The organism is Saccharomonospora sp. NPDC046836 (assembly GCF_040645195.1).
Taxonomy (GTDB): Bacteria; Actinomycetota; Actinomycetes; order Mycobacteriales; family Pseudonocardiaceae; genus Prauserella_A.
Map to the genome: position 1 here is coordinate 487,116 of NZ_JBEYXW010000001.1, position 26,244 is coordinate 513,359.

Genomic DNA, 26,244 nt, shown 5'->3' on the forward strand with positions numbered 1-26,244 from the left:
CTCGCGCACCCGAGCGGGGGACTCGCGCACCTGGGCGGGGGACTCGCGCACCTGGGCGGGGGACTCGCGCGCGGTCAGCGGGTGGCGCCTATCGGGCGGGGGCGACGGGAGAGTTCGGGCGCACCGGTCACCTTCACGACGCGCATCGGCCGCAGCCGGCGGGTGTCCAGCGGCGCCAGCAGACGGGTGACGTGCCGCACCACCTGTGCGGTGACCAGCGCGAGCGCGGCCGCCGACAGATCGGTCAGCCCGCTGAGAACCACCCCGTCGGCGTCGGCCTGCACGCCGTCGCGCATCCGCCACACCACGGTGAGCGCGAGCAGCACGGCGTTGAGGACCCACACGGCCCACCAGGCGAGCACCAGCCGGGACGGTCGGGGCCTGGCGTCCACGGGACGCCGCATGGCCGCATGTTCCAGCTCGGCCACGATCGAGCCGGCCAGCACCAGGTTCGGTCCCGGCACCAGCGTGCCGACCAGCACCTGCCACGTGGGCCGCGGCGGCTCCTGACCTGCCTCGTCGGCAGCAGCCGACCGCGCCACGAACAACCACCACACTGTGCCGGCGATCGCGAACAGCGCCATCACGAAGGACAGCAGCGAGAACGCCAGCACGAACGCATCGGAGGCACCGACCACGCCCGGGCTCAGCGCCGAATCACGGCTGCGCACCAGCAGCGCATATCGCCAGAACTCGGCAGCCCCGGCGATGGTGGCCAGCGCCGCCATCGTCCAGAGCACGGTCAGTGCGTTGCGCGCGATCATCCGCAGCCGCTGCAGTGGGACGAGCACCCCGGACGCGGTGCCCGGCACGGCTGTCGGCCAGCGCCACACCACGTTCGGGAAGCCCCAGCGCGGTGGCGTCGAGTACGACGGCGGCCCCGCGTAGTGCCCGTCCGGCCTCGCCCGCCGTCGCGGCACGCCACCACCCGGCACTGTCGCGACCCAGCGCACCCGCATCTGGCCACCGGTCTGCCCCGGCTGCATGGTTCAGAGCACCTCGGGCGGCACACCCTCGCGGTCGCCGACCATCGCGCGGCCCTCGGTGTGCCAGGACCTCATGCCACCGGCGACGTTCACGGCGTCGACAACGCCCGCGGCGTTGAGCCACGCGGCGGCCCGCGCGGAACGGCCACCCGAGCGGCAGATCACGTACACGGGCCGGTCGGCGGCGAGCTCGGCGAGCTCACCGGCGCGGGCGGGCAGGTCACCGAGCGAGATGTGCACGGCCTCAGGGGCGTGCCCGGCCACCCACTCGTCCGGCTCGCGTACGTCGAGGAGCACATAGCCCTGCGACGGCAGCTCGGAGATGGAGGCCGTCGGCACTTCGGCAGGATTCACCACGAATCCATCGTTGCACGAGGCTCCGTTACCCGCCGGTGAGAGATCCCTATTTGCGGTGCCGACCACGGCCGGTGCGCGCTCGCGCCTCCGCGCGGCCGAACCGGGCCACCGTGCGGTCCCGCATGAACCCGAGCGGGTCCGGCGCGTGCAGCCGCAGCATCACGGCATTGACGTCCTCGGGCACGCGCCGCGCGGTACCGAGGCTGACCACGATCGTCACCAGGAACGCCGCGGGCACGGTGAACAGCCCAGGCTGTTCGAGGAACCACGGTGCCCAGGCACCGGTCCGCGCGCTGATGGAGTTGAGCACGACGGCCGCGAGCACCAGCCCGCCGCCGGTGCACATGCCTGCCATCGCGCCGAGCCAGGTCAGCCTGCGCCACCAGATGCCGAGGACGAGCAGCGGGGCGAACGTGGACGCGGCGAGCGCGAACGACATGCCGACGCTCAGCGAGAGGTCCTCGACAGGCAGCAAAACGGCGAGCAGGGCGGGCACCGCCGCCACGAAGAGTGTCGCCGTGCGGAAGTCCCTTGCCTTACCTGCCAGCAGGTCGGTCGCGATCACCCCTGCCACGGTCACCAGCAGCCCGGACGCCGTCGCCAGGAACGCCGCGAACGCCCCCGCCGCCGTCACGGCTGTGAGGAGCTGGCCGAGGACGCCGGGCACCATCGCGCCGGGTACCTCCAGCACAGCCGCGTCAGTATTGCCCGTGACCAGCAGCTGCGGCACGTACATTCGGGACAGCGCGCCGATCATCACCGGGAACAGGTAGAACAACCCCAGCAGGAGCAGCACCTGCACGGTGGTGCGCCGGGCCGACCTACCGTCCGGGTTGGTGTAGAAGCGCACGAGTACGTGCGGCAGGCCCATCGTGCCGAAGAACGTCGCGAGTATCAGCGAGTACGTGCCGAGCAGTTCACTCGCCGTCTCGGTCGGCCGCAGCCAGCTCGCGTTGTCGAGCTCGCCGTCGCTCACCACCGGCACCTTGGCGTCCGCTGGGAACACGAGGGTGGTGCCGGGTTCGATGTCGTAGTCGGTGCCGGGCAGCCACACCGTCGTCTCGCGGTTGCCATCGCCGATGCGCACGGGGGTGGGCTCGCCGACGCGCAGCGTCGCCTCCGTCCTGATCGCGACCCGCGTCTCCTCTGTGAACCGCGGTGGCGCCGGATCGCCGAGCGAGCCCGCCGACCCGGCTCCATCGCTACCGAAGAACACCACGGCCAGCACGAAGGTCGGCACCGCCAGCGCGAAGAGCTTGAGCCAGTACTGGAACGCCTGCACCAGCGTGATCGCCCGCATCCCGCCCGCCATGACGTTGACCGCGACGACGACCGTCACGAGGACCGAACCCACCCACGCGGGCGCGGGCATGATCGCGGTCAGCGCGATGCCGGCGCCCTGCAGCTGCGGCAGCATGTAGAGGACGCCGATGAAGACCACGAACCACGTCGACATCGTGCGCAGGGACACCGAGCCCAGCCGGGCTTCGAGGAAGTCGGGCAGCGTGTAGGCGCCAGAACGCCGTAGCGGCGCCGCGACGAAGAGCATGAGCGCGAGGTAGCCCGCGGTGAAGCCGATCGGGTACCACAGCGCGTCGGCACCGTCCTTGAGGACCAGTCCGGCTACACCGAGGAAGGACGCGGCGGAGAGGTACTCACCGGAGATGGCGGCGGCGTTGCGCCGGGACCGCACAGTGCGGCGGGCCACCAGGAAGTCGTGGGTGCTGCGCGCGAACCGGGACGTGCGGTGACCGAGGTAGAAGGTCACCAGCATGACCAGCCCCACGCTGGTCAGAGCCCACGGGTTCCACACGGGCAGTTCCTCGCAAATGTCCGGTGCCGCTGGCTCAGTTCTCGATCATGTCGACGAAGTCGCGTTCGTGGCGCTCCGCCAGCCGGTTGTACCACAGGCCCACCCCGAACAAGAGCGGAAAGGGCGCCACGCCGAGCAGCAGCCAGGGCAGGGGGATGCCGACGAAACGAAGTTCGGTGAAGGCAGGCACGAAGTACGACAGCGCCGGCAGCGCGCCGAGCACCAGCACGACCAGCCCGCCCAGTGCGATCGCGGTACGCAGCTGAATCTTGATCAGGTCGTTGATGAGCAGTTCACCCCAGCTGGTCTGCTGCTCCAGCTCGACCCTGGCACGCAGCGAGCTCGGCGTGCGGCTCGGCTCGGCGAGCACGACCCGCTTCCGGCGGATCTTGGGCGGCGGTTCGGGGGCAACCTGTTCGTCGGGAACGGGCTCCGGTTCGGGCTCGGGTCTGACGTTCTTCCCGAGCGTCGGGTCCGGCACCCGGATGCCGTCGACGCTGCGGTAGAAGTCGTCGGTCATCGTGGGCTACCCGGGGCGGGACGAGCCGACCAGCCTGTCCTTGAGCTCGCGGGTGTGCCGTCTGCTGACGGGCAGGATCTTCTCCTCGTTGCCGATCACCACCTGGTAGCCGCCCTGGCCCATGCGCAGCTCGGTGATCAGCGGCAACGCCACCAGGAAGGAACGGTGGATACGCACGAAGCCTGCCTTGCCCCAACGCTCCTCGAGCTGCGCGAGCGGGATGCGGACGAGATGGCTGCCGTCGTTGGTGAACAGCCGGGCGTAGTCGCCCTGCGCCTCGACCCAGCGCACCGACGAGCGTGGGATGAGCTTGGTGGTGCCGGCGAGCTCCACCGGGATCACCTCGTCGTCGGTCTTGACCGACTCGGCGGCTCCACCCGCCTGCTGGCCCTGGCTGCTGCGCAGCTTTTCGACGACCCGGCTGACCGCCTTGTCGATGCGGTCCTGCCTCGCCGGTTTGAGCACGTAGTCCACCGCGCCGAGGTCGAACGCGTTGACCGCCTCTGTCGCGTGCCCGGTCACGAACACCAGCACCGGCGCCGGGTTCAGTGAGGCGAACACGCGCGACATCTCCATTCCGGAAAGGCCGGGCATGTTGATGTCGGCGAACACGGCATCGACAGGAGGCAGGCCGTGTTCCTTGCGCACCCTGATCTCGTCGTCTTCGGAGCCGAGCAGCCGCAGCGCCTCCGAGGCGTCGACCGCGGGGATCACGCGACCGACATGCGAGTTCGACTCAAGGCAGTGCCGCAACTGGTCCAGTCCGTGCAGCTCGTCGTCCACCGCAAGGACGAGGAGCCTACGGGTGTCGTCCTGAGTACTCACAGTGAACGCAATCCTGCCGGGCGGAGCGTCCAATGTCTACACCGCTAGCGGGGGATACGACCGCTACAGGCCGAAACGTGACCAAGCCACCCTGGTCTCGACCGCGTCCAGGAGCGCCGCCGCAGGCGCGCCAATGCCGAGCCGCGCGAGAAACGGCTTCTTCGGTTCGGCGAACACGATCTCGGCGTCGGGGTAGCGGGTACGCAGTACGTCACGCAGGTTGCCGAGCCCGTCGATCAGCCCGAGCTCGATGGCCTTGGCACCGAGCCACACGTCGCCGGTGAACAGGTCGTCGCCACCGGTGAGGCGATCGCCGCGCCGCTCCCGCACCCAGTCGACGAAGATCTCGTGGAGCTGGTTGTGCAGCTTGCCGAGCCACTCGACGTCCTCGGGCTTCTCGGGGCTGAACGGGTCGAGGCGTGACTTGTTCCTGCCAGCGGTGTGGAGCCTGCGCTCGATGCCGAACCGTTCGAGCAGACCGGTGAACCCGAACCCGCCGGTGATGACACCGATCGAGCCGACCAGCGACGTGCGGTGGGCGTAGATCTCGTCGGCAGCGCAGGCCAGCCAGTAACCGCCGGAGGCGGCGACGTCCTCGGCGAACGCGATGACCGGAACCTTCTTCTCGTCGGCGAGCTGCCGGATACGCTCCGCGATCAGGCCCGACTGAGTCGGCGCGCCGCCCGGCGAGTTGATCTGCAACGCGACGGCCTTGAGCTTGTCGTGGTCGAACGCGCGCGTCAGCGCCGACTCGACCGCGCCGAGGCTGATCACGCCCCTGGCCAGCGGCGAGGCCTGCGGGTTGATCACGCCATGCAGCTTCACGACCGCGACGACGTCCTTGCGGTCGGTCCGGTCGCCGATCTTCGGAATTCGCGAGGTCAGCCGCTGCGCGGTCGTGGTCTTCATGGCCTCAACCCTAGCCTGGATTCGCGACCCCGTTCGGCAGCGCGGAACGGGGGGCGCCGCCGTTGCGGCGGGCCGTCTGCTCGGGCACCTCGGCGGCGAACTTCAGCATGTCAGGGCGGACGCCGCGTACGAACTTGGGCACCCGCATGGTGACCTTCATCCCGGCACCCGGCGCCGTCTCGACCATGAGCGAGTACTTGTTGCCGAACACCTGGTGCATACGGCGGTTGATGCCGGTGAGTCCGATGTGCGCGCTGCTGCTCGAGTCGCGCATCCCGTCGAGCAGCTCGGGGTCCATGCCGACACCGTCGTCCTCGACGCTGATCTCGGCCTCGGTGCCGTAGTCCTGCGCGGTCACGGTGACCGTGCCGCCACCGGGCTTGGTCGCGATGCCGTGCTTGACGGCGTTCTCGACCAGCGGCTGGATGAGCAGGAACGGCACCACCACCGACTGCACCTCGGGTGCGATCTTGAGGCGAACGTTGAGCCTGCCGCCGTAGCGCGCGCTCTCGATGGTCAGGTAGCGGTCGATGTTGCGCAGCTCATCGGACAGTGTCGTGAACGTGCCCTCGGTCCGGAAGCAGTACCGGGTGAAGTCGGCGAAGTCCTGCAGCAGCTCGCGCGCCTCCTCCGGGTCGGTCCGGATGAGCGAGGAGATCGTGTTGAGCGCGTTGTAGACGAAGTGCGGGGAGATCTGCGCGCGCAGTGCCTTGATCTCGGCCTGGTGCAGCTGGTGTTTGGTCTCCTCGAGCCGGGCCGATTCGAGCTGGGTGCCGACGAAGCTGGCGACGGCGTCGGCCATCTGCACGATGCGCTTGCCGCGGGTGCGGCCGACGACGATCAGTACCGCCTCGGTCTTGCCCTCGACGATCAGCGGCACGATCACGGCCGTCCGCATCCGGCAGGTGCCGCGGTGGTTGCACGGCATCTTGTCGTGCGACACGACCTCGCGGCGGTGCTTGCGGATCGACGTCCCGACCGTGTCGACGAGGTCGACGTAGTGGTCGTTGGCCTCGCCGTCCCACGACAGGAGCGTGCCCTCGCCATCGGTGATGCCGACCGCAATGCACTTGAGTAGCTGGAGCAGACGGGTCGCGACCTTGTCGGCGACCATCTGGTCGAGGCCCTCCCGCAGCTCGACCGGTGCCGTGGACATCAGGTACACGGCTTCGAGGACCGCGTCGTCGATGGCGCCGCTGGGCTTGCGGTTACGGACGTACACGGCGACGAATGCGACGACCGCGACCGTGGCAACACCCCATGGGATGACTTGCGTGGTCAACAGCCCGGACACGGCGTCAATGCTCTGCGCTCCGCGTGCCCGGTGCAAGGGCTATCCGAGCACTTTCTGTGCGTATTTCGCGACGAAGGGTCGTCACGCGGTGTTTCCGGCTCTCATTTGAGCAGGCGTGACATGCGACGATCGGCCAGCGGCTTGCCCCCGGTCTGGCACGTCGGGCAGTACTGGAACGCCCGGTCGGCGAAGGAGACCTCACGCACGGTGTCACCGCACACGGGGCACGGGAGACCCGTCCTGCCGTGTACCCGCAGGCCGGAGCGCTTCTCGCCCTTCAGCCGGGCCGCGTCCTGGCCGACCGACCGCTCCACCGCGCTGGTGAGCACGTCGTGCATCGCCGCGGCGAGCCGGTCGATGGCGTCGTCGGTGAGCTTGGCAGGCGTCGCATAGGGAGACAGCCGCGCGGTGTGCAGAATCTCGTCGGAGTAGGCGTTGCCGATGCCGGCCATGATCCGCTGATCCGTCAGCACGGTCTTGAGCCTGGCCGTCTGCCCACCGAGGAGCCGGGCCAGCCCATCCCGGTCGAGCGCGAGCGCGTCCGGGCCGAGCCGCGCGATGCTCGGCACCTCGGCCGGATCCCGGACGATCCACACTGCGAGGCCCTTCTTCGTCCCGGCTTCGGTGAGGTCGAAGCCGGGACCGCCGGCCGCGAAGGCGCTCTCCCCTGCCGTGGCCGACAAATGCACCCGCAGGGCGATCGGGCCCTTACCGCCTGGCCGTGGCGGTGCCGGCGAGAGCGAGTCGGACCAGCGCAGCCAGCCCGCCCTTGCCAGGTGGACGATCAGGTGCAGGTCCCCGCATTCGAGGTCGAGATGCTTACCGTGGCGCCCCGCCCCGGTCACCTCGCGGCCGTGTAGCTCGGTCCACTGCGGAGTCACCGTCTTGAGCACGCTCAGCGAGGCCACGTCCACCCTGGTCACCGTCCGGCCGACCGCGTGCTCGCGCAGGTGGTACGCGAGGGCTTCGACTTCCGGTAACTCGGGCATCGGCTACTCCACGGGATGCAGCGGACCTTCGAAGTCCGGCAGGTCGTGGCGCTGGATGGATTTGGCGATGCGGTTGACCTCGCCCCGCACGTTGAAGATGCCGCGGATCGTGCCCACCCAGCGCTCGGAAGGGCGCTCGCCGGTGACGTCGCCCTCGGTCTCGGCGACAACCGTCCACGGCCTGCGCAGCACCCACCGCAGCGGGAAGAACAGCGCGATCAACAGGACCGCCAACGGCACCCAGCTAGGCACCACGACATCGTCGGGCATCCACACGATGAGCACAACAGCCAGCACGGTCGCCACGGTGGCCATCACGATGCCGGGCGCGTAGCTCGCGGCGACATCGTGCTCGAAATCGTCCGCCGTGGCCGGCTTGCGCCATTCCATCTGGCCGCGAATGACCCACTCCCGGCCGTCGGAACCCTGGACCAGCCGGTTCATTGCTTTCCTCCGCAGGCCTGTCCGAGCACGTTCCGTGACAAGTTACCGTGATCTTCAACCGGGCGGGAAGCCCGCATCCGGCTGCAACCCATGGCCCTGTTCGGGGGCCGGATCGGCAGCGCTCTCCCCGGTCGAGGTAGTCGAGGCGACCAACGCAGCCATGGTCGTCGGCTCCGGGCTCGGCGAGCCACGCCAGGTCGGCGTGGTGGGCTCGATGGACTGTGCCGGCTCGCTCGTCGTCGTCATCGCCGCCGTGCTGCTGTACGCCGGAATGGTGCTCTCGCTGAGCTCCGACGGATCACTACGCGGCGCGCCGTTCCCATTGCCGTTGCCGTTGTTGCCCTTGCCGTTGCCTTGGCCATTGGTCTTGCCGTTGTTCCCGTTGTTGCCGTACCCGTTCTGGCCCTTGGCTTCCCCGTTGTTGCCGTTGCCTTGGCCGTTGTTGCCATTGCCGTTGTTGCCACTGTTTCCCTTGGCCTGCCCTGGCGGCACATGCGTGCCCGGCAGCTGCGTCCCGGCCGCGGGCGTGCCAGCACGTGCCTCGCCTGCGATCTGCAGCCCGCCCGGGATCGTGTACTCCGTGGCCTCCAAATGCCCCGCGGGCTCAGCGCCGCTGGCGACCGAGACGTGTTCGCGCTCGGAGTAGCGGGCCCCCGGCACCAGGCCACCTGCCTCGAACGCCGACGACTCCAGCTCGGCCTGCGGTGTCGGTTCGGCGATCTGCAGTTCGACGCCGGCGCCCTCCCCCGGCAGGCCGACGATGTGCTCGTCCATCAGGTTCAGTGGGCCAACGGCGACCCCGACCGCGCCGACCGCAGCCGTGGAAGCGAGCGCCAGCCCGAGCTTGACGTGCGCACCGGCGGCCGCGAGAACACCGCCGCCTGCCCCGCCTACGGCAGCGCCGCCGGCCCCGGCCGCACTGGCGACGCCGCCTGCCGTGCCCACACCCGACATCGTGCCCACCGCCAGCCCCGCGGCTGGGACGAGCAGCACGACTACCCCGGCGTGAGCGCGCAGCGTCGAGCACACTTCGCGCAGCTCGTCGTGGGTGGACCGGCAGGAAGAGCAACTGCCGAGGTGTGCCTTGATCTTGCGCGCTTCGGCCCCGGTGACGCTGCCGGCCGTATAGCCGCCGAGCTTCTCCATCACCGTGCGGCAGCCGTCGGAGCTGCGGTTGACGGCCAGATGCGCCTGCAGGTAAGCGGCCCGCAGGCCGAGCCGGGCACGGCGGGCGAGCGCGGCGGTGGCGTTGGCGCTGAGCCCGAAGTGTTGTGCGGCGCTGGCCGGTTGCACACCTTCGACCTCGGTCTGCCAGAGCACGGTCCGCCAGCGTTCGGGGAGGCTGGAGAAGGCGCGGGTGATGAGCGTGGCCTCGGCGGTGCGGTTCTGCGCATCGCCACCGGCGCCGACCCGGTTGGTGAGCTCGTCGTCGGTGACCGGAACGTCGCGGCGGGCACCATGCCACTCCCACGACACGCGCCGCGCGACGGTCAGCAGGTAGGCCCGCACGTTGTCACGAGGACCGTTACCCCTGCGGACGGCCTGCAGGACACGGAAGAACGTCTCCGCCGTGATGTCCTCGGCTTCCGAACTGTCGGACGCGAGGCTTCGGGAAAGGCGACGCACGGCGGGCGCGTGGTGTTCGAAGAGCTCGCTGAATGCCGCGTCTTCGCCCAACCGCAACCGTTCGAGCAGTGCCGGCTCATCGGACCCGGGGACCGCACGATCCATCCAGCCTGGCACCCCCTCCGGGCCGTAGCCCTTTCGGTTGAACGTTGAACACCATACGGAGCCCCGCCACCCTCGTCACCCCCTGTACCACGGACGTGACCTACCGCCCACACTCCGGCATCGGCGGGTGCCTCGCAACCCCGGGCGACGATCGGTATAGACTCTCTCATGCACAGCGCGAACAATGCGGTGCATGCGGACGTAGCGCAGCTGGTAGCGCATCACCTTGCCAAGGTGAGGGTCGCGGGTTCGAGTCCCGTCGTCCGCTCTCGAATCCTGAAAAGGCCCCCAATCGGGGGCCTTTTTCGTTACTCCCCGCTGACCGTCAGCTCGGACCGGCGCCGCGGTCTTCGCGTCGCATGTCCCCGGTGCCCGGGGTCCCCGCACCCAGGCCGTAACGCAGGAGCACAGCGCCTGTGGCCGAGGCGACGGGCGGCTCGAGGAGCTCCAGATTGGCAGGCATCGCACCGCCGTCGAACACCTTCTTGCCCACGCCGAGCACGATGGGGAAGACCCACAGGTCGAGCCGGTCGAAGAGGCGCTCACGCAGGAGGGTCTGCACCAGGTTCAGACTTCCGATCACGTGGACGTGCTCATGCCTGTCACGCAGCTCGCGCACGGCGCTCGCCAGATCGGGTCCCAGCTGCGTCGAGCCTGCCCAGCGCAGATCCGGGTTGCCGCGCGAGGCGACGTACTTCGGGAGGCTGTTGAACAGCGTGGCGATCCCACCGTCGACGCCGTCGACCTGGTTCGGCCAGAACGCGGCGAAGATGTCGTAGGTCCTGCGGCCCAGCAGCAGGGCGTCCATGCCCTCCATTCCGGCACCGACGTGCTGGCCGACCGTCTCGTCGAACAAGGGCGCCTGCCATCCCCCGAACGGAAAGCCGTCGGGGTCCTCGTCGGGCTCACCCGGCGACTGGCCAACCAGGTCGAGCGTCGCGAACAGGTCGATGTGGATCAAGCCCATGGTGCCCCCATCGTCGGAAGCGAACTGAACTCGTCAGTCAGCCTGCGTCAGACCTACCGGACAGGCGACACCGGTCCCACCCAAGCCGCAGTAGCCGTTGGGCACCTTGTAGAGGTACTGCTGGTGGTAGTCCTCGGCGTAGTAGAAGGGTCCGAGCGGGGCGATCTCCGTCGTGATCCGGCCGTGTCCGGCACGGTCTAAGGCCGGTTGGAACGCGTCGCGGGAGGCCTCTGCCTCGGCGCGCTGTGAGTCGTCGGCGTAGTAGATCGCCGAGCGGTACTGGGTGCCGACGTCATTGCCCTGCCGCATGCCCTGCGTGGGGTCGTGCCCCTCCCAGAACACCTTCAGCAGCTTCTCGTACGACACCTGCCGCGGGTCGTAGACAACGAGCACGGCCTCCGTGTGACCGGTCAGGCCGGTGCAGACCTCCTCATAGGTCGGATTGGGTGTGTGCCCGCCCGAATAGCCGACCGCCGTCGAGTAGACGCCCGGCGTCTGCCAGAACAGCCGCTCCGCACCCCAGAAACAGCCGAGGCCGAAGACGGCAGTACGCATGCCGTCGGGAAATGGCGGCTTGATCCGCCGTTCGGGGTACACCGCGTGCACATCAGGGGTCACCAGCGGCTCCGTGCGGCCGGGGAGTGTCTCCTCAGCCGACACGAGCCGGGTCTTGTCTCGGCCAAACCACGACATGAGTCAATGGTAGGCGACACAATGTCCCTCCAAGAGGTGACGAAGTACTGTGCGAGTGCTCGCTCGTAGGCCAGGGGGTTGTGGATGACGTGGCAGGAACGGTTGCGCCGCCTCGACGCCGAGCTCGCCGCAGGAACCATCAGTCATGATCAGCACCGCCGCCGCAGGGAGGACATCCTGGCCGAGGCGTCCGGCAGCCCCCTCGTGTCGCCGCCTGCCACACCGCACGACAACCCCGACGGCGCCCCGCGCTGGCAGGCGGCGAACCCGGCGGCCAGCGCACAGCTGAACCCCCAACCGTCGGCGCAGGCCGCGGTCCCGCCCAGCCAACAGCCGACGACGCCTGCGCTGCCGCAGAAGGTGAACCCGGCGGCGCTGCTGGCCACGAGCAGGCCGACCACCGCGCCCAGCCCCGCCGACACCGAGCTCACCATGCCGATCAGCCGGCTGCATGTCCCGCCGCCGCCCATCCCGGCGGAGAACCGGGGTAGGACGCGGACGTGGCTACTGATCTCCCTCGGCGTCTTCCTCGCACTTGCGGCGATCATCGGCGGCGCGTGGTGGCTCGGCCGCGGTGACACCACCGACCCCGCACCTGGGCAGGAGACGAGCACGCAGCAGGACGTCGCCCTCGAAGACCGGCTCCCCGTACTGCCCGGCCAGCCCAACCCGCAGAACTCCACGGTCGCGGTCCGGCGGGGCGCCGACCTCGGGCTGTACACGGAACAGACCGCGGCACTGCTCACACGAAACGGTGCGCAGGAAGTCCTGTACCGGGCTTCCGCGGACGGCCCTACCGCATACTTCCTGCTGGCCATCCCCATGGCGAGCCCGGATGCCGCGAGGAACACCGCCCAGCAGATGCGTGACTCGGCACTGGGCGCGGGCTACACACGAAGCTCCGCCCCGGACGACACGCTGACCGGCGAACTCGGCGAGCGAACGCTTGCCGGTACCTGGTACGCCTCCGGCGACGTTGCGGTGAACCTGTGGGTGTCGCAGCCGCTTCCGGCTACCGCCGCCGATCTGAGCGAGCCATTGACGGCGGTCGTCGCTGAGCTGCGGCGGGTGCTGCCACCGGCCTGAACTCGATGGTGTCCGGCTCCACCCGCCGCGGCGTGACAAAGTACTTGCGCAGCCCACGCTGAGTCGGTGCCTCGACCAGGCACCAGGACAGGACCCCGCATAGGTATGCGGCAGGCACCGCCAGCGCCATGAGAACCCACTGATCGCGGACACCGGCAAGGATGATCAGCTGCTGTACCGGGAATGCCCAGATGTACATACCGTAGCTGCCGAAGAACCAGCGGCCGTCCACCTCGAGCCGCCGCGGCCAGCGATGGGCGAGAACGATGGCTCCGTAGGTCGCCATCAACGGCAGGACATAGCGGTCCGCCGGTGTCCAATGCAGAGCAATCCACGTTGCCAGCAAGCCCAGCGCGATAACCGGGCGCAACGGGATACGGTCGCGGAACTGGTGCGCGATCACACCGAGAACGAACGGAACGAGGAACGACACCAGAGAGCCGATCGGCACCTGCAGCAGCGAGCCGGCGTCGCCCTGGAAGCCGAAGGTCGCCTGGTACATCGTGTCGAGGACGAGTAGCCCGGCCAGTACCGCGAAGACGAGCAACCGGGTCACCCCCGCCGCGACGAGTAACCCGAGGACCAGCACGACGACATAGCCGACGAACTCCATCGGCAACGTCCACAGTGAACCGTTGACCGACCATGGGTAGGGGTTGTCCACGAACACACCGGGAAGCAGGTGTTGCAACAGGAACAGCAGTGAGGTGCCGACGAGGTAGCGCCAGGTCTGCAGATCGGACCAGTACTCACCGGCGGACATTGTCGTGAACAGCGGCCCGATCACGAAGGTGGTGAAGAAGACCACGACGAGCAGCGGCGGCATGATGCGCAGGAGCCTGCGGCCGGCGAACCGCCACCAGGACGGGTCCCGCTCCCAGCTGTCGCTGATCTGGAATCCGCTCATCCCGAAGAAGGCCATGAGCACCACGTAACCGGGGGAAGCCTCCCAGTTCGCGGGGAAAATGGTCAGTCTTTCCGGATGTACCAACGGTGAGCTGTGGTCGATGACGACCGTGATGGCTCCGAACAAACGCAGCCACGCGAACCCGATGTTCGGGTCAGCGTAGGTTTTGGACGGCTGATGCCGTCCCGTCCGCTGCTGAGCCATACGCACCCTCACCCCGAGGAGGATCAGTCCACACGCGACTGCGTCAGCAAGCCGGAGAGGGTCGTGCGGGCCACCTGAGGGCCGAACCGCCGGCTCACCGCCTCCTTGCCTGCCGCCGTGAGCCCAAGCCACAGCACGTCATCGCGCAGGAGTCTGACGATCTGTTCGGCCACCTGCTCGGCGGTTTCCCCCAGCAGGACGTCGTCGCCGTGGTTGAGATGCATGCCCTCGGCTGCCAGCGGAGTCGCCACCACGGGCACACCGAGCGCCAGCGCCTCACCGACCTTGCCCTTGACACCCGCACCGAAGCGCAGTGGGGCGACCACGACGCGCACCTGTTCGTACAGCGCCGCCAGGTCCTTGACCCAGCCGTGCACCACCACGGCGTCAGTGGCGAGCTCGCGGATCTCCGGAGGAGGGTTGGACCCGACGATGTGGGCGAGCGCGTCAGGACACTGCTCGCGTACCCGCGGCATGATGTCCTCGGCCAGCCACCGCGCGGCGTCCCGGTTGGGGATGTGGTCGAAGCTGCCGACGAACAGCACACCCGCACGACCATGCGGAATCGCGGGCATCACCGCGGCATCATGCACATTGGACAGCACATCGACCTCGGCCGCCGGCACCAGTTCGCCGAGCAGCTGACTCTCCACATCGGACACGGTCAGCGTGACGTCACAGGCGCGGACCAGCCCGAGTTCCAGCTCCTGCAACGCCTCGGCACGGCGCCGCAGAGACGCGTGTTCGGCCTTGTCACCGAGCTCGGCCGCGAGGTCCGCCTGCCGCCGCAGCCGCAGAAAGTGCAGGTCGACCGTGTCGTAGGCGATGAGGCAGTCCGGCGCGTGCTGGCGAATCGGTTCCAGCAGTTGCCACGCGACCTGTGGCCGGGACAGCACCGCGAGACGCAACGCGTCTCCCGCCTCCCGCAAGAACTCCGCCTGCTGCCCGTGATCAGCGATAACCGTGACCCCGGCCTCGTAGAGCGGAGTGGTATAGCTGTCGGGTACCGCCCCGTTCATGGGAAAGAAGACCACCCGCTCGCCAAGTTCGACCAGCAGCTCGAGAATTCGCGCCATGCGGACGGAACCGGAGTCCTCGTCGGTGCGCGGTACCTGGTGGTCGGCGACGAGAACGAAACCGCCATGGTGCCCGAGTGCCGTGCGGGCCTGGCCGAGCCACACGTTGCGCGGGCTGGCTTCGGGAAGGTGATCGGCCAGCGCCGTTGCCCACTTCTCCACGAAGACGGACCGGTTGAGGTCCTGGTATCGCTTGATCCCTGACCCGATGTCGGTGCCGTTGGAGACGCCCTCGTGGTGCACGACGACCGACTCCGGCTGCACGACGGTGCGGTACCCGGCCGCGCGGACGGCGAACGCGAGGTCGGTGTCCTCGTAGTACGCGGGCGCGTACCGGGTGTCGAAGCCGCCTATCTGCTCGAACAGGTCGCGGCGCACCAGCAGGGCCGCGCCGGAGCAGTAGTCGACGTCGCGCACCGTGCGGTAACGCGGGTCGTCCGCGTTCTGGCCGCGCCCGTAGTTCCAGCCGGTCCCGTCGCGCCAGATGATCCCGCCACACTCCTGCAGCCGGCCATCGGGGTAGACGAGCTTGGCACCGGCGAGACCCACGCCGTGGCTCGAGTCGAACGTCTCAACCAGACGGTCGAGCCAACCGGGCCGCACTTCTGTGTCGTTGTTCAGGAACATGATCAGGTCACCACGGGCGTGCTCGGCGCCGAGATTGCACGCACCGACGAAACCGAGGTTGCGCGGTGCGCGGACGAGCCGCACACCAGGGCATTGGGCCACCCGCTCCGCGGAATCGTCCACAGAGGCGTCGTCCACGACGATGATTTCGAACGGTGTGGCAGGCAGGTGGATTTCGATCGATTCGAGGCAGCGCCGGGTATAAGGCCAGTTGCCGTAGGTCGGGATCACCACGCTGACGATCGGCTCGCTGCTGGTGGTGACGCTGACAGGCCCGGGCACAGCGTCGGCCGAGGGAGTGGTCACCGGCGTGCGGCCCAATGCTGTTTCGTACGCTTCCCTGCGGCGGGTACCGCGAGGCGCGAGCCGCTCGATCGTCGTGCGGTAGCGGCCGATCAGCCGTTGTGCGAGTGCCGAATGTTCCGCGTTGAGGCGGGCGTTCTCGGTCGCGAAGTGGTGGATTGTCTGCCGCAGTGCGGTGTTGTTGTCCGACAGCCACTTCAGCCGCGCGGCGTCTCTTTCCACCTGCCTGCGTAGCCGGTCCACCTCAGCGGCTGACTTGCGGTAGCCCTCGCCGAGTGTCTCGACCTGTTGCCGTGCGGCATCGCGCTCGGCAGTCAAGGCGGCTGCCGCTGCCGCTGCCTCCGCCGCGGCGGTCTCGCTCGCGCGCTGTTGGTGGGCGAGTTGTTCCTCCAGTCCGCGCACGGCATCCGACAGTGCGGCCACCTCGGCGGCACGGCCCTGCTGGACGAGAGTCAGCTTCGGATCAAGCAGAACGGAGGTGTGCGCGGTGTCGAACGGCTGACCGGAGGCGATCCCGAGCAGGTAGGTGTGCGGCGCTCCCTTTTCGACCGACCAACTGTCCGCTGACTGTCGGCGCAGCAGGTGCGCCTCACTTCCGGTGCCCGCGCCGCCATCGTGGATCAGGGATCCGACGGCGACGCTCTGCCGCAGCAGAGTGACGTGCGGAAAACGTTCGCCCAGCAGGTCGCGGAACGCGTCCTCCCCCAGTTCCCTGACGTGGAAGGGATTCTGGTTGCCGTGGTCGTGGGTGTAGATCTCGACATCCGGCGTGCTGCACAGGAAGATCCCGTTCGGCGCGAGCCTGCGCAGGACCAGTTCCATCAACTGTTCCTGTTCCCGCACGTGCTCGATGGCTTCGAAGCACGTGATCACATCGAAAGCCGGTTCATCACTCAGGGCGTCAGGATCGGTGATCGACCCGAGTTCGAAGCGCACATTGGCGAGCGGATACGTCGTGCGGGCATGTTCGATCGTCTTCGGATCGATGTCGAGGCCGACCACCTTGCGCGCCGTGGTGGCGAGCAGGGCACTGCCGAAACCCTCCCCGCTCGCGAGGTCTAGCACGCGCTTGCCCTCGGTGAATTGCAGCGCGTAGGCGTACCGGTGGTAGTGCTCGTAGATCACCTGGAGGTCGTCGGCCCACGGCACGCACCGCTCCCCCGTCCACTCGATGAGCCGCTCAACCCCAGGTCGGTTACCCATGCGGCGAGACTAGCGGTTCACATACCCGCTGGTGGTGCCGGTTCAGCTTTCCCAGCTGACGCCCACGAGGACATAGGAAAGGGTGCGCCGATCATCCCCCGTGCCGGCGAGAGCGGGGTTCACCCACCAATCGCTCGACAGGGTGAGCTCGGCAGTGCGGTGCGCCGGTAGCGCAACCGGCACCGTTCGCTCGGTCAGCCCGTGTGCGATGTCGACAGTGGCCACGATCGTCCCATCGATACCGATGGCCAGGTTGCCGGTACGCGGCATCCAGTCCGGTACATAGACGCTCAGCCGGAGCGTGGCCACCGCCGCGGTGCTGAGGACGGGGAACTGGACGGTACGCCCGGCCCAGTGGTCCGGGAACACGCCGTTCATCCGCCCGACCGCGACACCCGATCCACTCACCAGCCCCGCGGGGTCGGTTCCGCGAGGCTGGAACGACACCCGGCCGGCGGGATCGAACACGGAGGTGTCGCGCACCGACCGCGCGGGTGTGCGGCTGCCGTATGCCCTGAGTGGCTGCGGTGTCGGATGAAACAGCGCGGTGAGCCGGGTCGGAGTAAGCACCCCAAGGTCGATCAGGGTGTCGTCGAGGGTTCCGATGTGGTCGATGAGCGAACGGTGCACCTCGTTGCCCATATCGAAGTTGTGCCCGTAGATCCGGTCCACGAAGGGATCGATCACATTGCCGAGCGCCAGGAAGAAGCTGGGGTGCAGGTAGTCGAGGAGCACGGGCAGCACGTCCTGCGCGCGGATGCCTTCGAAGCCCTCGATCGCACAGTCGACGTCATCGTAGGTGTCGTCGACCGCTCCGGTGATCGCGTTGCGCCGTAACTCGGCGGGCAGCGTGGCCCAGATCCGCTCCACGACCTCGAGTGCTTCCGGCCACCTGCGGTGCCCGTTGCGGCCGATCATGTCGTGGACCACCAGCACGCCGTCCGTGGTGAGGCTGTCGCGCACCTGTCCGTAGAGATGCTCGAGATCGAGCACGTGGTGCAGCACCTGATACGCCACGACGACGTCGTGGTCGGCATCGGCACGCCACACGTTGAAGTCGGCGACGACGTGCTCGACGCGGTCGCCGAACCCGAGTTCGGCGGCTGCGGCGGCAGCCCGTTTCTGCATGTCCGGGTTGAACTCGAGCAGCCTGATCCGCACATTGCGCACACCGGCCTCGCGCAGCGATCGCAACCAGCTGAGCTCCTGGTCGCCGTTGCCACTGCCGAGCGAGAGCACCACCGCGTCCCTGCGCAGGCCGGCGGCACGCTTCGCGATCTCGTCGACGATCAACTGGTCGATGCTGGAGACGCCGAGCGCATGCAGCTTCGGCACCATGTGCTGGGCCGACCACCGATGTGCCGACTCGGGCAGGCTGCCGTGCAGGTCGAGTTGAGCTGCGAAGGTCTCCTGCTCGGCCTGGATCCGCTCGTCGTAGCCAAGTCCATGCGCGCGATGCACCGCGTGCCTCCAGTTCCACCGACCGCCTGCGCGAATGTCTTCGCGTGAACCGGCCCGCCCGTACCGACCCCGCGATACGATACGGCGCGTGCCGTCCGGTTCCCGATCACACCTGCCCGGAGGCGAGCACCTCCCGCCGACACCGGAATCGTGGTTGCCACGAGAGCACAACCTCTACCGGCCACGGCACAGCCCCCGCCAGCGCACGGCGCTGGTCTGTGCCATTGCGTTCTTCCTCGCACCCGCCCTCGCCTTCGTGGCCGGTGTGCGGCCCGAGCCCTTCGAGAACAGGGCGCTGGCCGAGTTCCCCGGCCCCGGCGCGGGCTGGGGTTTCTTCACCGGGCTCTCCGCGTGGGCGACCGATCATCTGCCGCTGCGCGAGGCCGGGATCGATGCCGCGGAGGCCGTCAGCGCCGGCGTTTTCGGTGACTCGCCCGGTGCCGGCGGCGGAGCCCGCGACACGGTGGGCGTCAGCCCGGAGGACGAGCCCGAGCAAGTGCCGTACGACCTCTACCCGAAGGTGGTCTCCGGTAAGGACGGCTGGCTCTACCTCGGCGAGGACGCGCTCAGCAAGTGCTTCCCGACGACGGACATCGACGGCGTGATCAGATCACTCCAACGGCTCCGCGCGGCTGTCGAAGCATCCGGACGCCGGTTCGAGGTGGTGTTCGCACCGGACAAGTCCACCGCGATGCCGCAGTACCTGCCCGACAGCTACGTCGGCAAGGACTGCGCCGACGAACGCGCGCGCGAATTCTGGCAGCGCGTCCCTGCCGAGGCAGGCGCGATCGATCTGCGTCCGGCGCTGCGAACCGCGCAGGCCCAGGTCGGCGAGCCACTGTACGACCCGCTGGACAGCCACTGGACGTTCGCGGGCGGGCTGACCATGACGTACGAACTCGCCGAACGGCTGGCACCGGGCAGCACGTCGACCTGGAAAGTGGAACCAGCTGGCACGCAACCGTGGCCTGCCGATCTCCCCCGGCTGCTCGGCAGGAGCGAGGAATGGCACCCACACCGGTTCAGCCTCGCACCGGACGGTGGACGGGATCGCACCCGCTACATCGCCAGCGACTTCCGGACACCGCTCGAGGTGAAGCAGCACGGCAGCGAGGTGGACGGGACCATTGCGGGCCGGGTCGGCGTGATCGCCGACTCCTACACGCAGTTCGCGACACCGTTTCTGGCCGCGACGTGCCGGGACCTGACCGTGGTGCACGCTGACACCGTCGCAGGCGGTTCCGTCGACGAGATCGCGGGCGTTCTCGCCGACCGGGACGTCATCGTCATCGAGTTCGTGGAACGGATCGTGTCCGGGGGCGGCAGCGCGCTGCTGCGGGACGAGGCGATCGACAGGCTGGCCGCCGCGCTGGCGGACAATCCCAGGTAACGACCAGGTGACAGCGGCGATCACCGGGTGGTCAAGAGTGGCATCCCAGGAGCCGGGGTGCACAATGTGCACGGTTTCCATTGTCGTCAGCGCTCGCATACCGCGCGCGCAGACAAGCACTGTCCCGAAGGGGGGCCGGGGGTGACCTGGCAGGAAGAGCTACGCAAGCTGGACGAGAGTCTCGCGTCCGGCAGCCTGTCCGCCGACGAATACAGAACTCGCCGAGACCAGATCCTTTCCTCGGCAGTGACGTCGCCGGACCCGCAGCAGCAGCCGCAAAGCCAGGCAAGCGCCGACTCGACACAGGTCATCGAGCCGCTGTCGCCCTCGAGCGCGCCACAGCAGCCGGCCGCCGGCCAGGCCGGACCCGCCGACGACCCGGGTGCCGAACGCACCCAGGTCGTCTCCAACTGGCAGGCACAGCCGCCCCACCCGCAGGCTCAGGCGTCTCCGCCTGCCGGTTTCCCGCAACCGCAGCAGCTGCCTCCGGCGTCCCCGCCCGGTGGCTTCGCCGGCCCGCAGCAGCCGCAACCGCCCTACGGACAGCCGTGGAACGCGCCGCAGAGCGACACGAGCCCGCCGTGGGGTGGCGCAGACCTTCCCCCGGTCGCGCCACCGAGTCCGGCCGACTGGGGCATGAGCCAGGGACCAGAGTCGTTCGACGACGCTCCAGCGGAATCGCGGTCCGGCCGCAAGGTGCTGTTCTCGATTCTCGGTGTCGTGCTCGTCGCGGGAATCGGATTCGCCGTCTGGGCACTGTTCATCAACAACGGTGGTGGATCCACTCAGGCGGACCAGCCACCCGCCACGAGCCAGAGTGCGCCCCCACCGCAACCGACGACCCAACCGCTGCCGGAGCCGCCCGCGGCGAAGGCTGCACCGGAGGACAACGACGCCGCGATCATCGATCCGCCCGGCACCGAGCGCAACGGGGGCGGGCCGTTCGATCTCGACCAACTTCGGCAGAACCAGATGCTGCCCGAACCGGTGATCGAGGCCCTCGCCGACGCCAACATGACCGAAGGCCTGCTCAAGACGACACGCGACGGTGAGAACACGATCGGCGTGTACGCGATCGAGGTCGAGGACGAGAACGCCGCGATCGCCGTCGCTGACGAGTACGCCGTGACGCAGCAGGAAGGCGGCATTCCGGCGGTCCGCGACCACGCGATGCAGGGCGTGCGTGTGCTCGGCGCGGGCAGCCCGACGTCAGACAGCGTGTACCGGGCGGTCTACGTGCTCTACACGCGGGTGATCATCATCGACATCACCGGCCCGAGTCAGGATGCGATCGAGTCCCAGTTCGCCGAACTGCTCGACGAGCAGGTGAACCTGGCGCCGCCGACGCATCGCGAGTCCTGACGATCACTGCTCAGCCGCCCGGCCTGACGAGACCGGACTCGTAGGCCAGCACCACCAGTTGCGCCCGGTCGCGCGCCTGCAGCTTCGTCATGATGCGGCTGACGTGGGTGCGCGCGGTCGCCGCGGAAATGAACAGCTCGCCCGCGATCTCGTCGTTGGTGAGACCACCTGCCACGAGTGCCAGCACCTGCCGTTCCCGCTCGGTGATCTCACCGATCGCCGTCGGATCGATCCGCCGGTTCTCCGGTCTGCCGACGAACTCGGCGATCAGCCTGCGGGTGACGGTCGGTGCGAGCAGTGCCTCACCCGAGGCCACCACGCGCAGCGCCCGCAGCAGCTCAACGGGGTCGGTGTCCTTGAGGAGGAAACCACTGGCACCACCACGCAGGGCGTCGTAGACGTAGGAGTCGACGTCGAACGTGGTGAGGACCAGTACCTTCACCCCGGACAGTTCGGGGTCCTCCGCGATGCGCCGGGTGGCCGCCAGCCCGTCGACACCGGGCATGCGCACGTCCATCACGACGACGTCCGGCCGGTGCTCACGGGCGAGCGCGACCGCCTCCTCCCCGTCGCCGGCCTCACCGCACACCTCGAACCCGTCCTCGGTCTCCAGCAGCACCCGGAAACCGGCCCGCACGAGCACCTGGTCGTCGGCGAGCACCACCCTGATCGTCATCGCCGCCCCTCGATCGGTAGGACCGCCCTGACCTCGAAACCGGGGCTCAGCGGCCGCGCATCCACCTCGCCGCCGAGCGCCTCGGCGCGTTCCCGCATTCCGCGCAGCCCGTTGCCGGGCTTCGGCGCGGCGCCGCCGGATCCGTCGTCACGGACCGCGAGCTGCAGACCACCGTCGGCGCGAGTGAACCGTACCTCCACGGACCGTGCCTGGTCGGCGTGCCGGACGACGTTGGTGAGTGACTCCTGCAGGATCCGGTACGCCGCGGCGTCCATGGGCGCGGGCAGCTCACCGGCAGCACCGCGCACGCGTACCACGAGCCCGGCCGCGCGGGCGTGGTCGAGCAGCTCGTCGAGGCGGCGCAGACTCGGCGCCGGCGCACGGTTCTCGCCCGAGCGCAGGACGGCCAGCGTCGCGCGCAGGTCGGTGAGTGCCGCCGCGCTGGCCGCTTTGATCTCACGCAGCGCCTCGACGGCCTGCTCCGGCCTGCGATCGGCGACGTGCGCGGCGACCCCGGCCTGAACGTTGATCATGGCGAGGCTGTGCGCGACGACGTCGTGCACCTCCCTGGCGATGCGTAGCCGCTCCTGTTCGGCGAGCCGCTCTCGGTGCTCGGCCTCCTGCCTGCGCGCCGCGGCGAGCGCGACCCCGCGGTTGCGCACCGCGGTGCCGATGCCGATGAGCGCGGCCACCCCGGCAACGAACCCGAGCGCCCGCGGGTCGGGCACCCAGCCGAGCCCGGCCACCACGAACGCCACGTACGCGCCGGCAAGTAACACACCGCCCGCCAGGCTCGCGAGCAGCGGGCCACGCAACAGGGCCAGCGTGTAGAGCGCGAACGCGGGCAGCACGATCGCGGGGCCGCCCGGATACAGCGTCCAGTAGTACGCCACCGTGCAGGCCATCGACACCGCGAACACCGTGAGCGGGAACCGCCTGCGTACGAACAGCGGCAACGCGGCACCGACCAGCAGGCCGTAACCGAGCACATCGAGTGTCCGTGCCTCGGGCTGATGTGGTGCCGCAACGGTCGTGACGACCAGCACGAAGGCGGCCAGCACGAGGGGGCCGAGCACATCGGCCGCGAGCTGCCTCGGTGTGGACACGCACCGACGCTACCCCCGGCCCACGCGAGCGCGTGTCGGCTGAGAAGCGCGTTGTCGCCCTACGCCCCGGGCAGTAGACCTGCGCTGACTGCGCCTACGCGGTCAGCGGCCGACGGCGTAGCCCTGCATGCCACGAGCGTTGGCGGCGGCGTGCAGCAGGCCACTCGCCGGGTCGCGCGAGACGGCGGAGAGCCTGCCGAGCGCCCACGGCCCGGCATCGACCACGTCGTGCCCGCGCTCGCGTAGGTCGTCGAGCGCCGCGGCGCCGATGCGGGACTCGATCACCAGCTCCTTCGGCGTCCATGCACGCGGGTAGAAGGAGCTGGGGAACGCGGTGCTGTGCCACGCGGGCGCGTCGATCGACTCCTGCAGGTTCAGCCCGCCGATGGTGTGCGCGAGCCAGAAACACAGTTGCCACTGGTCCTGCTGGTCGCCGCCGGGCGTGCCGAACGCGATCACCGGTTCACCGTCGCGCAGGGCCATCGACGGCGACAGCGTGATCCGCGGCCGCTTGCGTGGAGCCAGCGAGTTCGGCAGGCCTTCCTCCAGCCAGAACATCTGCGCGCGCGAGTCGAGGCAGAAACCCAGCTCCGGGATGGTCGGCGAGGACTGCAGCCAGCCGCCCGACGGGGTCGCCGACACCATGTTGCCGCTGGCGTCCACCACATCGATGTGCACGGTGTCGCCACGTACCTGCCCCTGCGGGCCGACGGTCGGCTCGCCGAGCGCGCCGCTGCCGGTGGTCCTGCCGCGGGTCTCGGCGAGGATCTTCGGCAGCTGCGCGCCTGTACCGCCGGGGCGCAGCTCGCCGCTGGCCTCCTCGCCGACGAGCCTGCGCCGCTGCGCGGCGTAGTCCCAGGAGAGCAACCAGTCGAGTGGTACATCGGTGTCGCCGTACCAGGCCTCCCGGTCGGCGAAGGCCAGCTTGGCGCATTCGGTGGCCAGGTGGACCGTCCGCGCGGTCGGCACACCGTTCACATAGGACAGTTGGTCATGGAAACCCTCGAGTAGCCGCAGTTGTTGTGCCAGCACCGGTCCCTGCGTCCAGGCACCACATTTGGCGAGGCTCCACGTACCGAAGTCGGTGAGCACGGCGTCCTCATAGGACGCTTCCCAGCCCGCGAGGTCGTCGGCGGTGAGCAAGCCGGCGTGGTCGCGGCCGGAGTCGTCACGGAACGCGGTGCGGCTGAAGGCGTCGATGGCCTCGGCGACGAAGCCGCGCGACCAGGCGTTGCGCGCCGCGTCGATCTGGGCTTCCCGTCCCGGCACGGATTCCGCCTCGCCCAGCAACCGCTGCCAGGTGCGGGCCAGCGTGCGGTTGCGGTGCAGCGAACCGGGCGCGGGTGCCTCACCGTCGGGCAGCCACAGCCGCGCGGAGGTGGGCCAGTGGTTGGCGAAGAGATCCGCGACCGTGTCGATGGTCTCGGTGATCCTGCCGATGACCGGAACACCGTTCCACGCATAGGAGATCGCGTAGCCGAGAACGTCGCGCAGGCTCTTCGTGCCGTGGTCGCGCAACAACAGCAACCAGGCATCCCACGCACCGGGAACGGTCGCGGCCAACAGGCCGCTGCCCGGAATGAGGTCGAGGCCGAGGCTCGCGAAATGCGCGGGCGTCGCCGCGGCGGGCGAGACACCCTGGCCACACAACACTCGCGGCGTGCGGTCCCGCGCGGTCACGAAGAGCGCAGGCACCTGCCCGCCGGGGCCGTTGAGGTGCGGCTCGACGACCTGCAGGACGAACCCCGCCGCGACCGCGGCGTCGAAGGCGTTGCCACCGTCCTCGAGCACGGCCATCCCGGTGGCCGAGGCCAGCCAGTGGGTCGAGGCCACCATGCCGTACGTGCCGGCGAGCTCCGGCCTAGTCGTGAACACGCCCAGACATTACGGGTGAACGGTTTGTTCGCTCAACTAACGGATGTCGTCCGTGCAGCGGCTCTCGGGCGGCCGATTCCCTGCCAGCTCAAACCGACGGCAAGTATCGCGCGTGGTTCCAGCAGGTTACGGGTGTCCACCACGGAGTCGCCGTGCATGAGCTCGGCCATGTAGGCCCAGTCGAGCCGTTGGAACTCGGGCCATTCGGTGAGGACCACCACAGCGTCGGCACCCTTCGCGACCCGGTAAGGGGTGTCCGCCACCAGCATTCCCGGCAGGTCACCGGTGATCGCGGGATCGTAGGCGGTGACCTCGGCACCGTGCGCGCACAGCACGGAGGCCACCGACAGTGCAGGTGAGTCCCGCAGGTCGTTGGTCCCGGCCTTGAAGGCGAGCCCCAGCACGCCGATGCGGGCATCCGCGAGCCTGCCACCGACGGCAGCGGCGATCTTGGCGATGATCCGGTCGCGCTGGGCGAGGTTCTCCTCGATCGTCGCGTCGAGCAGCCCGAAGTCGAACCGCACCGACTCGGCGATCCGCAACAGCGCGCTGGTGTCCTTGGGCAGACACGAGCCGCCCCAGCCCGGCCCCGGCCGCAGGAACGAGCGTCCGATGCGGCGGTCGTAGCCCATTCCCCTGGTGACGTCCTCGATGTCGGCGCCGAGCCGGTCGCACAGCTCGGCGATCGCGTTGACGTAGGACAGCTTCATCGCGAGGAAGCAGTTGGCGGCGTACTTGACGAGCTCGGCGCTGGCGGCATCGGTGACCACAGCCGGGACGTCGAGCGTGGCGTAGAGGTTGGCGACCCAGTCCGCCGCGCCGGGAGTGTCGGAGCCGACGACGATCCGGTCGGGCCCGAGGAAGTCGGCGACCGCGCTCCCCTCACGAAGGAACTCCGGATTGGACACGACGGGCAGGTCCGAGCGGCCGAGCAGGTCCCGGATGCGCTGCGCCGTCCCCACCGGCACGGTCGACTTGGTGATCAGCGCACACCCGCTGGGCAACACATCGGCGATCTCGGCGACGACGGCCTCCACGGCACGCAGGTCGGCCGCCCCACCGGCGCCCATCGGCGTCGGCACGCACAGGAACACGCCATCGGCAGCGCGGACCGCCTCGCGTGCGCCGACCACGAACGACAGCGTTCCGCTGGTCAGGCCGCGTGCCACGAGCTCGGAGAGGCCCGGTTCCATGATGTCCACGCGCCCGGCGTTCAGCCGTGCGACCTTCGCGGTATCGACGTCCACGCACGTCACCCGGTGGCCCAGCTCGGCGAGGCAGGCACCCGTGGTGAGCCCGACGTATCCGGTTCCCACGACGACAATTCGGGCAGGTGTCATGGCCCCGACGGTCACACTCACAGTTGTCCGCTGTGCGAACGCCGGGGGAACCAGCAGGCGGCCATTCGTCAACGAATGGCCCCACACAGCCAGGCGAACG

General features: G+C 69.2%; 22 protein-coding genes and 1 tRNA gene. 4 read left to right on the forward strand and 19 right to left on the reverse strand.

What is annotated here, in order from left to right; genetic code table 11:
- Positions 1–74: 74 nt before the first annotated feature.
- The 10 genes from ABZ863_RS02465 to ABZ863_RS02510 form a co-directional block, all read right to left on the reverse strand.
- Positions 75–986 (reverse strand): DUF4328 domain-containing protein, encoded by a 912-nt coding sequence (locus tag ABZ863_RS02465; RefSeq protein WP_358530076.1) that lies wholly within the window; start codon positions 984–986, stop codon positions 75–77.
- Positions 987–989: 3 nt separating this feature from the next.
- Entirely contained in the window at positions 990–1,343 is a 354-nt protein-coding gene (locus tag ABZ863_RS02470; protein WP_358530079.1) for a rhodanese-like domain-containing protein, read from the reverse strand.
- 46 nt (positions 1,344–1,389) lie between these two features.
- A complete protein-coding gene (locus ABZ863_RS02475) occupies positions 1,390–3,117 on the reverse strand; it encodes a cation acetate symporter (protein WP_358530498.1) in 1,728 nt (575 codons plus the stop codon).
- A gap of 73 nt (positions 3,118–3,190) precedes the next feature.
- Positions 3,191–3,676 carry a hypothetical protein gene (locus ABZ863_RS02480; RefSeq protein WP_358530081.1) on the reverse strand — a complete coding sequence of 162 codons (486 nt, stop codon included), beginning with the start codon at positions 3,674–3,676 and terminating at the stop codon, positions 3,191–3,193.
- 6 nt (positions 3,677–3,682) lie between these two features.
- Positions 3,683–4,513 (reverse strand): LytTR family DNA-binding domain-containing protein, encoded by an 831-nt coding sequence (locus ABZ863_RS02485; RefSeq protein ID WP_358530501.1) that lies wholly within the window; start codon positions 4,511–4,513, stop codon positions 3,683–3,685.
- A gap of 51 nt (positions 4,514–4,564) precedes the next feature.
- Positions 4,565–5,410, reverse strand: coding sequence for a S49 family peptidase (locus ABZ863_RS02490; RefSeq protein WP_358530082.1), 846 nt, complete (start codon positions 5,408–5,410; stop codon positions 4,565–4,567).
- 10 nt (positions 5,411–5,420) lie between these two features.
- Complete coding sequence (locus ABZ863_RS02495; RefSeq protein WP_358530504.1) at positions 5,421–6,713, reverse strand: histidine kinase; 1,293 nt, start codon at positions 6,711–6,713, stop codon at positions 5,421–5,423.
- Positions 6,714–6,805: 92 nt separating this feature from the next.
- Entirely contained in the window at positions 6,806–7,693 is an 888-nt protein-coding gene (locus tag ABZ863_RS02500) for a DNA-formamidopyrimidine glycosylase family protein (RefSeq protein WP_358530084.1), read from the reverse strand.
- A 3-nt stretch (positions 7,694–7,696) separates the two neighbouring features.
- Positions 7,697–8,137 carry a DUF983 domain-containing protein gene (locus tag ABZ863_RS02505; protein WP_358530087.1) on the reverse strand — a complete coding sequence of 147 codons (441 nt, stop codon included), beginning with the start codon at positions 8,135–8,137 and terminating at the stop codon, positions 7,697–7,699.
- Positions 8,138–8,191: 54 nt separating this feature from the next.
- Positions 8,192–9,868 (reverse strand): sigma-70 family RNA polymerase sigma factor, encoded by a 1,677-nt coding sequence (locus tag ABZ863_RS02510; protein ID WP_358530090.1) that lies wholly within the window; start codon positions 9,866–9,868, stop codon positions 8,192–8,194.
- 195 nt (positions 9,869–10,063) lie between these two features.
- Here ABZ863_RS02510 and ABZ863_RS02515 point away from each other — a divergent pair.
- Positions 10,064–10,136 (forward strand) — tRNA-Gly (locus tag ABZ863_RS02515).
- A 57-nt stretch (positions 10,137–10,193) separates the two neighbouring features.
- Here ABZ863_RS02515 and ABZ863_RS02520 read toward each other — a convergent pair.
- A complete protein-coding gene (locus ABZ863_RS02520) occupies positions 10,194–10,835 on the reverse strand; it encodes a dihydrofolate reductase family protein (protein ID WP_358530092.1) in 642 nt (213 codons plus the stop codon).
- A 33-nt stretch (positions 10,836–10,868) separates the two neighbouring features.
- A complete protein-coding gene (gene msrA, locus ABZ863_RS02525) occupies positions 10,869–11,528 on the reverse strand; it encodes a peptide-methionine (S)-S-oxide reductase MsrA (protein WP_358530094.1) in 660 nt (219 codons plus the stop codon).
- A gap of 84 nt (positions 11,529–11,612) precedes the next feature.
- Here msrA and ABZ863_RS02530 point away from each other — a divergent pair, with 84 nt between their 5' ends.
- A complete protein-coding gene (locus tag ABZ863_RS02530) occupies positions 11,613–12,614 on the forward strand; it encodes a hypothetical protein (RefSeq protein WP_358530097.1) in 1,002 nt (333 codons plus the stop codon).
- Here the strand turns inward: ABZ863_RS02530 and ABZ863_RS02535 are convergent.
- Genes ABZ863_RS02535 through ABZ863_RS02545 form a run of 3 tightly spaced genes read right to left on the reverse strand, consistent with a single transcriptional unit; the run spans position 12,541 to position 18,395 of the window.
- Positions 12,541–13,725: an acyltransferase gene (locus ABZ863_RS02535; protein ID WP_358530100.1), complete on the reverse strand. Its 1,185-nt coding sequence runs from the start codon at positions 13,723–13,725 to the stop codon at positions 12,541–12,543. The genes ABZ863_RS02530 and ABZ863_RS02535 overlap by 74 nt on opposite strands.
- 23 nt (positions 13,726–13,748) lie before the next feature.
- Positions 13,749–16,934 (reverse strand): glycosyltransferase, encoded by a 3,186-nt coding sequence (locus tag ABZ863_RS02540; RefSeq protein WP_358530103.1) that lies wholly within the window; start codon positions 16,932–16,934, stop codon positions 13,749–13,751.
- Between the two features lie 42 nt (positions 16,935–16,976).
- Positions 16,977–18,395, reverse strand: a complete 1,419-nt coding sequence (locus ABZ863_RS02545; protein ID WP_358530105.1) for a methyltransferase domain-containing protein — start codon at positions 18,393–18,395, stop codon at positions 16,977–16,979.
- A gap of 88 nt (positions 18,396–18,483) precedes the next feature.
- Here ABZ863_RS02545 and ABZ863_RS02550 point away from each other — a divergent pair, with 88 nt between their 5' ends.
- Both ABZ863_RS02550 and ABZ863_RS02555 read left to right on the forward strand, forming a co-directional pair.
- On the forward strand, positions 18,484–19,785 hold the full coding sequence (locus ABZ863_RS02550) for a hypothetical protein (RefSeq protein WP_358530107.1): 1,302 nt from the start codon (positions 18,484–18,486) through the stop codon (positions 19,783–19,785).
- Between the two features lie 141 nt (positions 19,786–19,926).
- A complete protein-coding gene (locus ABZ863_RS02555) occupies positions 19,927–21,147 on the forward strand; it encodes a flagellar basal body protein FliL (protein ID WP_358530109.1) in 1,221 nt (406 codons plus the stop codon).
- Between the two features lie 10 nt (positions 21,148–21,157).
- Here the strand turns inward: ABZ863_RS02555 and ABZ863_RS02560 are convergent, their stop codons facing one another.
- The 4 genes from ABZ863_RS02560 to ABZ863_RS02575 all read right to left on the reverse strand — a co-directional run bounded on the left by ABZ863_RS02560 (position 21,158) and on the right by ABZ863_RS02575 (position 26,198).
- Positions 21,158–21,823 carry a response regulator transcription factor gene (locus tag ABZ863_RS02560; RefSeq protein WP_358530112.1) on the reverse strand — a complete coding sequence of 222 codons (666 nt, stop codon included), beginning with the start codon at positions 21,821–21,823 and terminating at the stop codon, positions 21,158–21,160.
- A complete protein-coding gene (locus ABZ863_RS02565; protein ID WP_358530115.1) occupies positions 21,820–22,929 on the reverse strand; it encodes a sensor histidine kinase in 1,110 nt (369 codons plus the stop codon). Before ABZ863_RS02565 ends, ABZ863_RS02560 begins: the two co-directional genes overlap by 4 nt.
- A 102-nt stretch (positions 22,930–23,031) precedes the next feature.
- Positions 23,032–24,804, reverse strand: a complete 1,773-nt coding sequence (locus ABZ863_RS02570) for a gamma-glutamyltransferase (RefSeq protein WP_358530117.1) — start codon at positions 24,802–24,804, stop codon at positions 23,032–23,034.
- A gap of 32 nt (positions 24,805–24,836) precedes the next feature.
- Entirely contained in the window at positions 24,837–26,198 is a 1,362-nt protein-coding gene (locus tag ABZ863_RS02575; RefSeq protein WP_358530506.1) for a UDP-glucose/GDP-mannose dehydrogenase family protein, read from the reverse strand.
- Positions 26,199–26,244 lie beyond the last annotated feature (46 nt).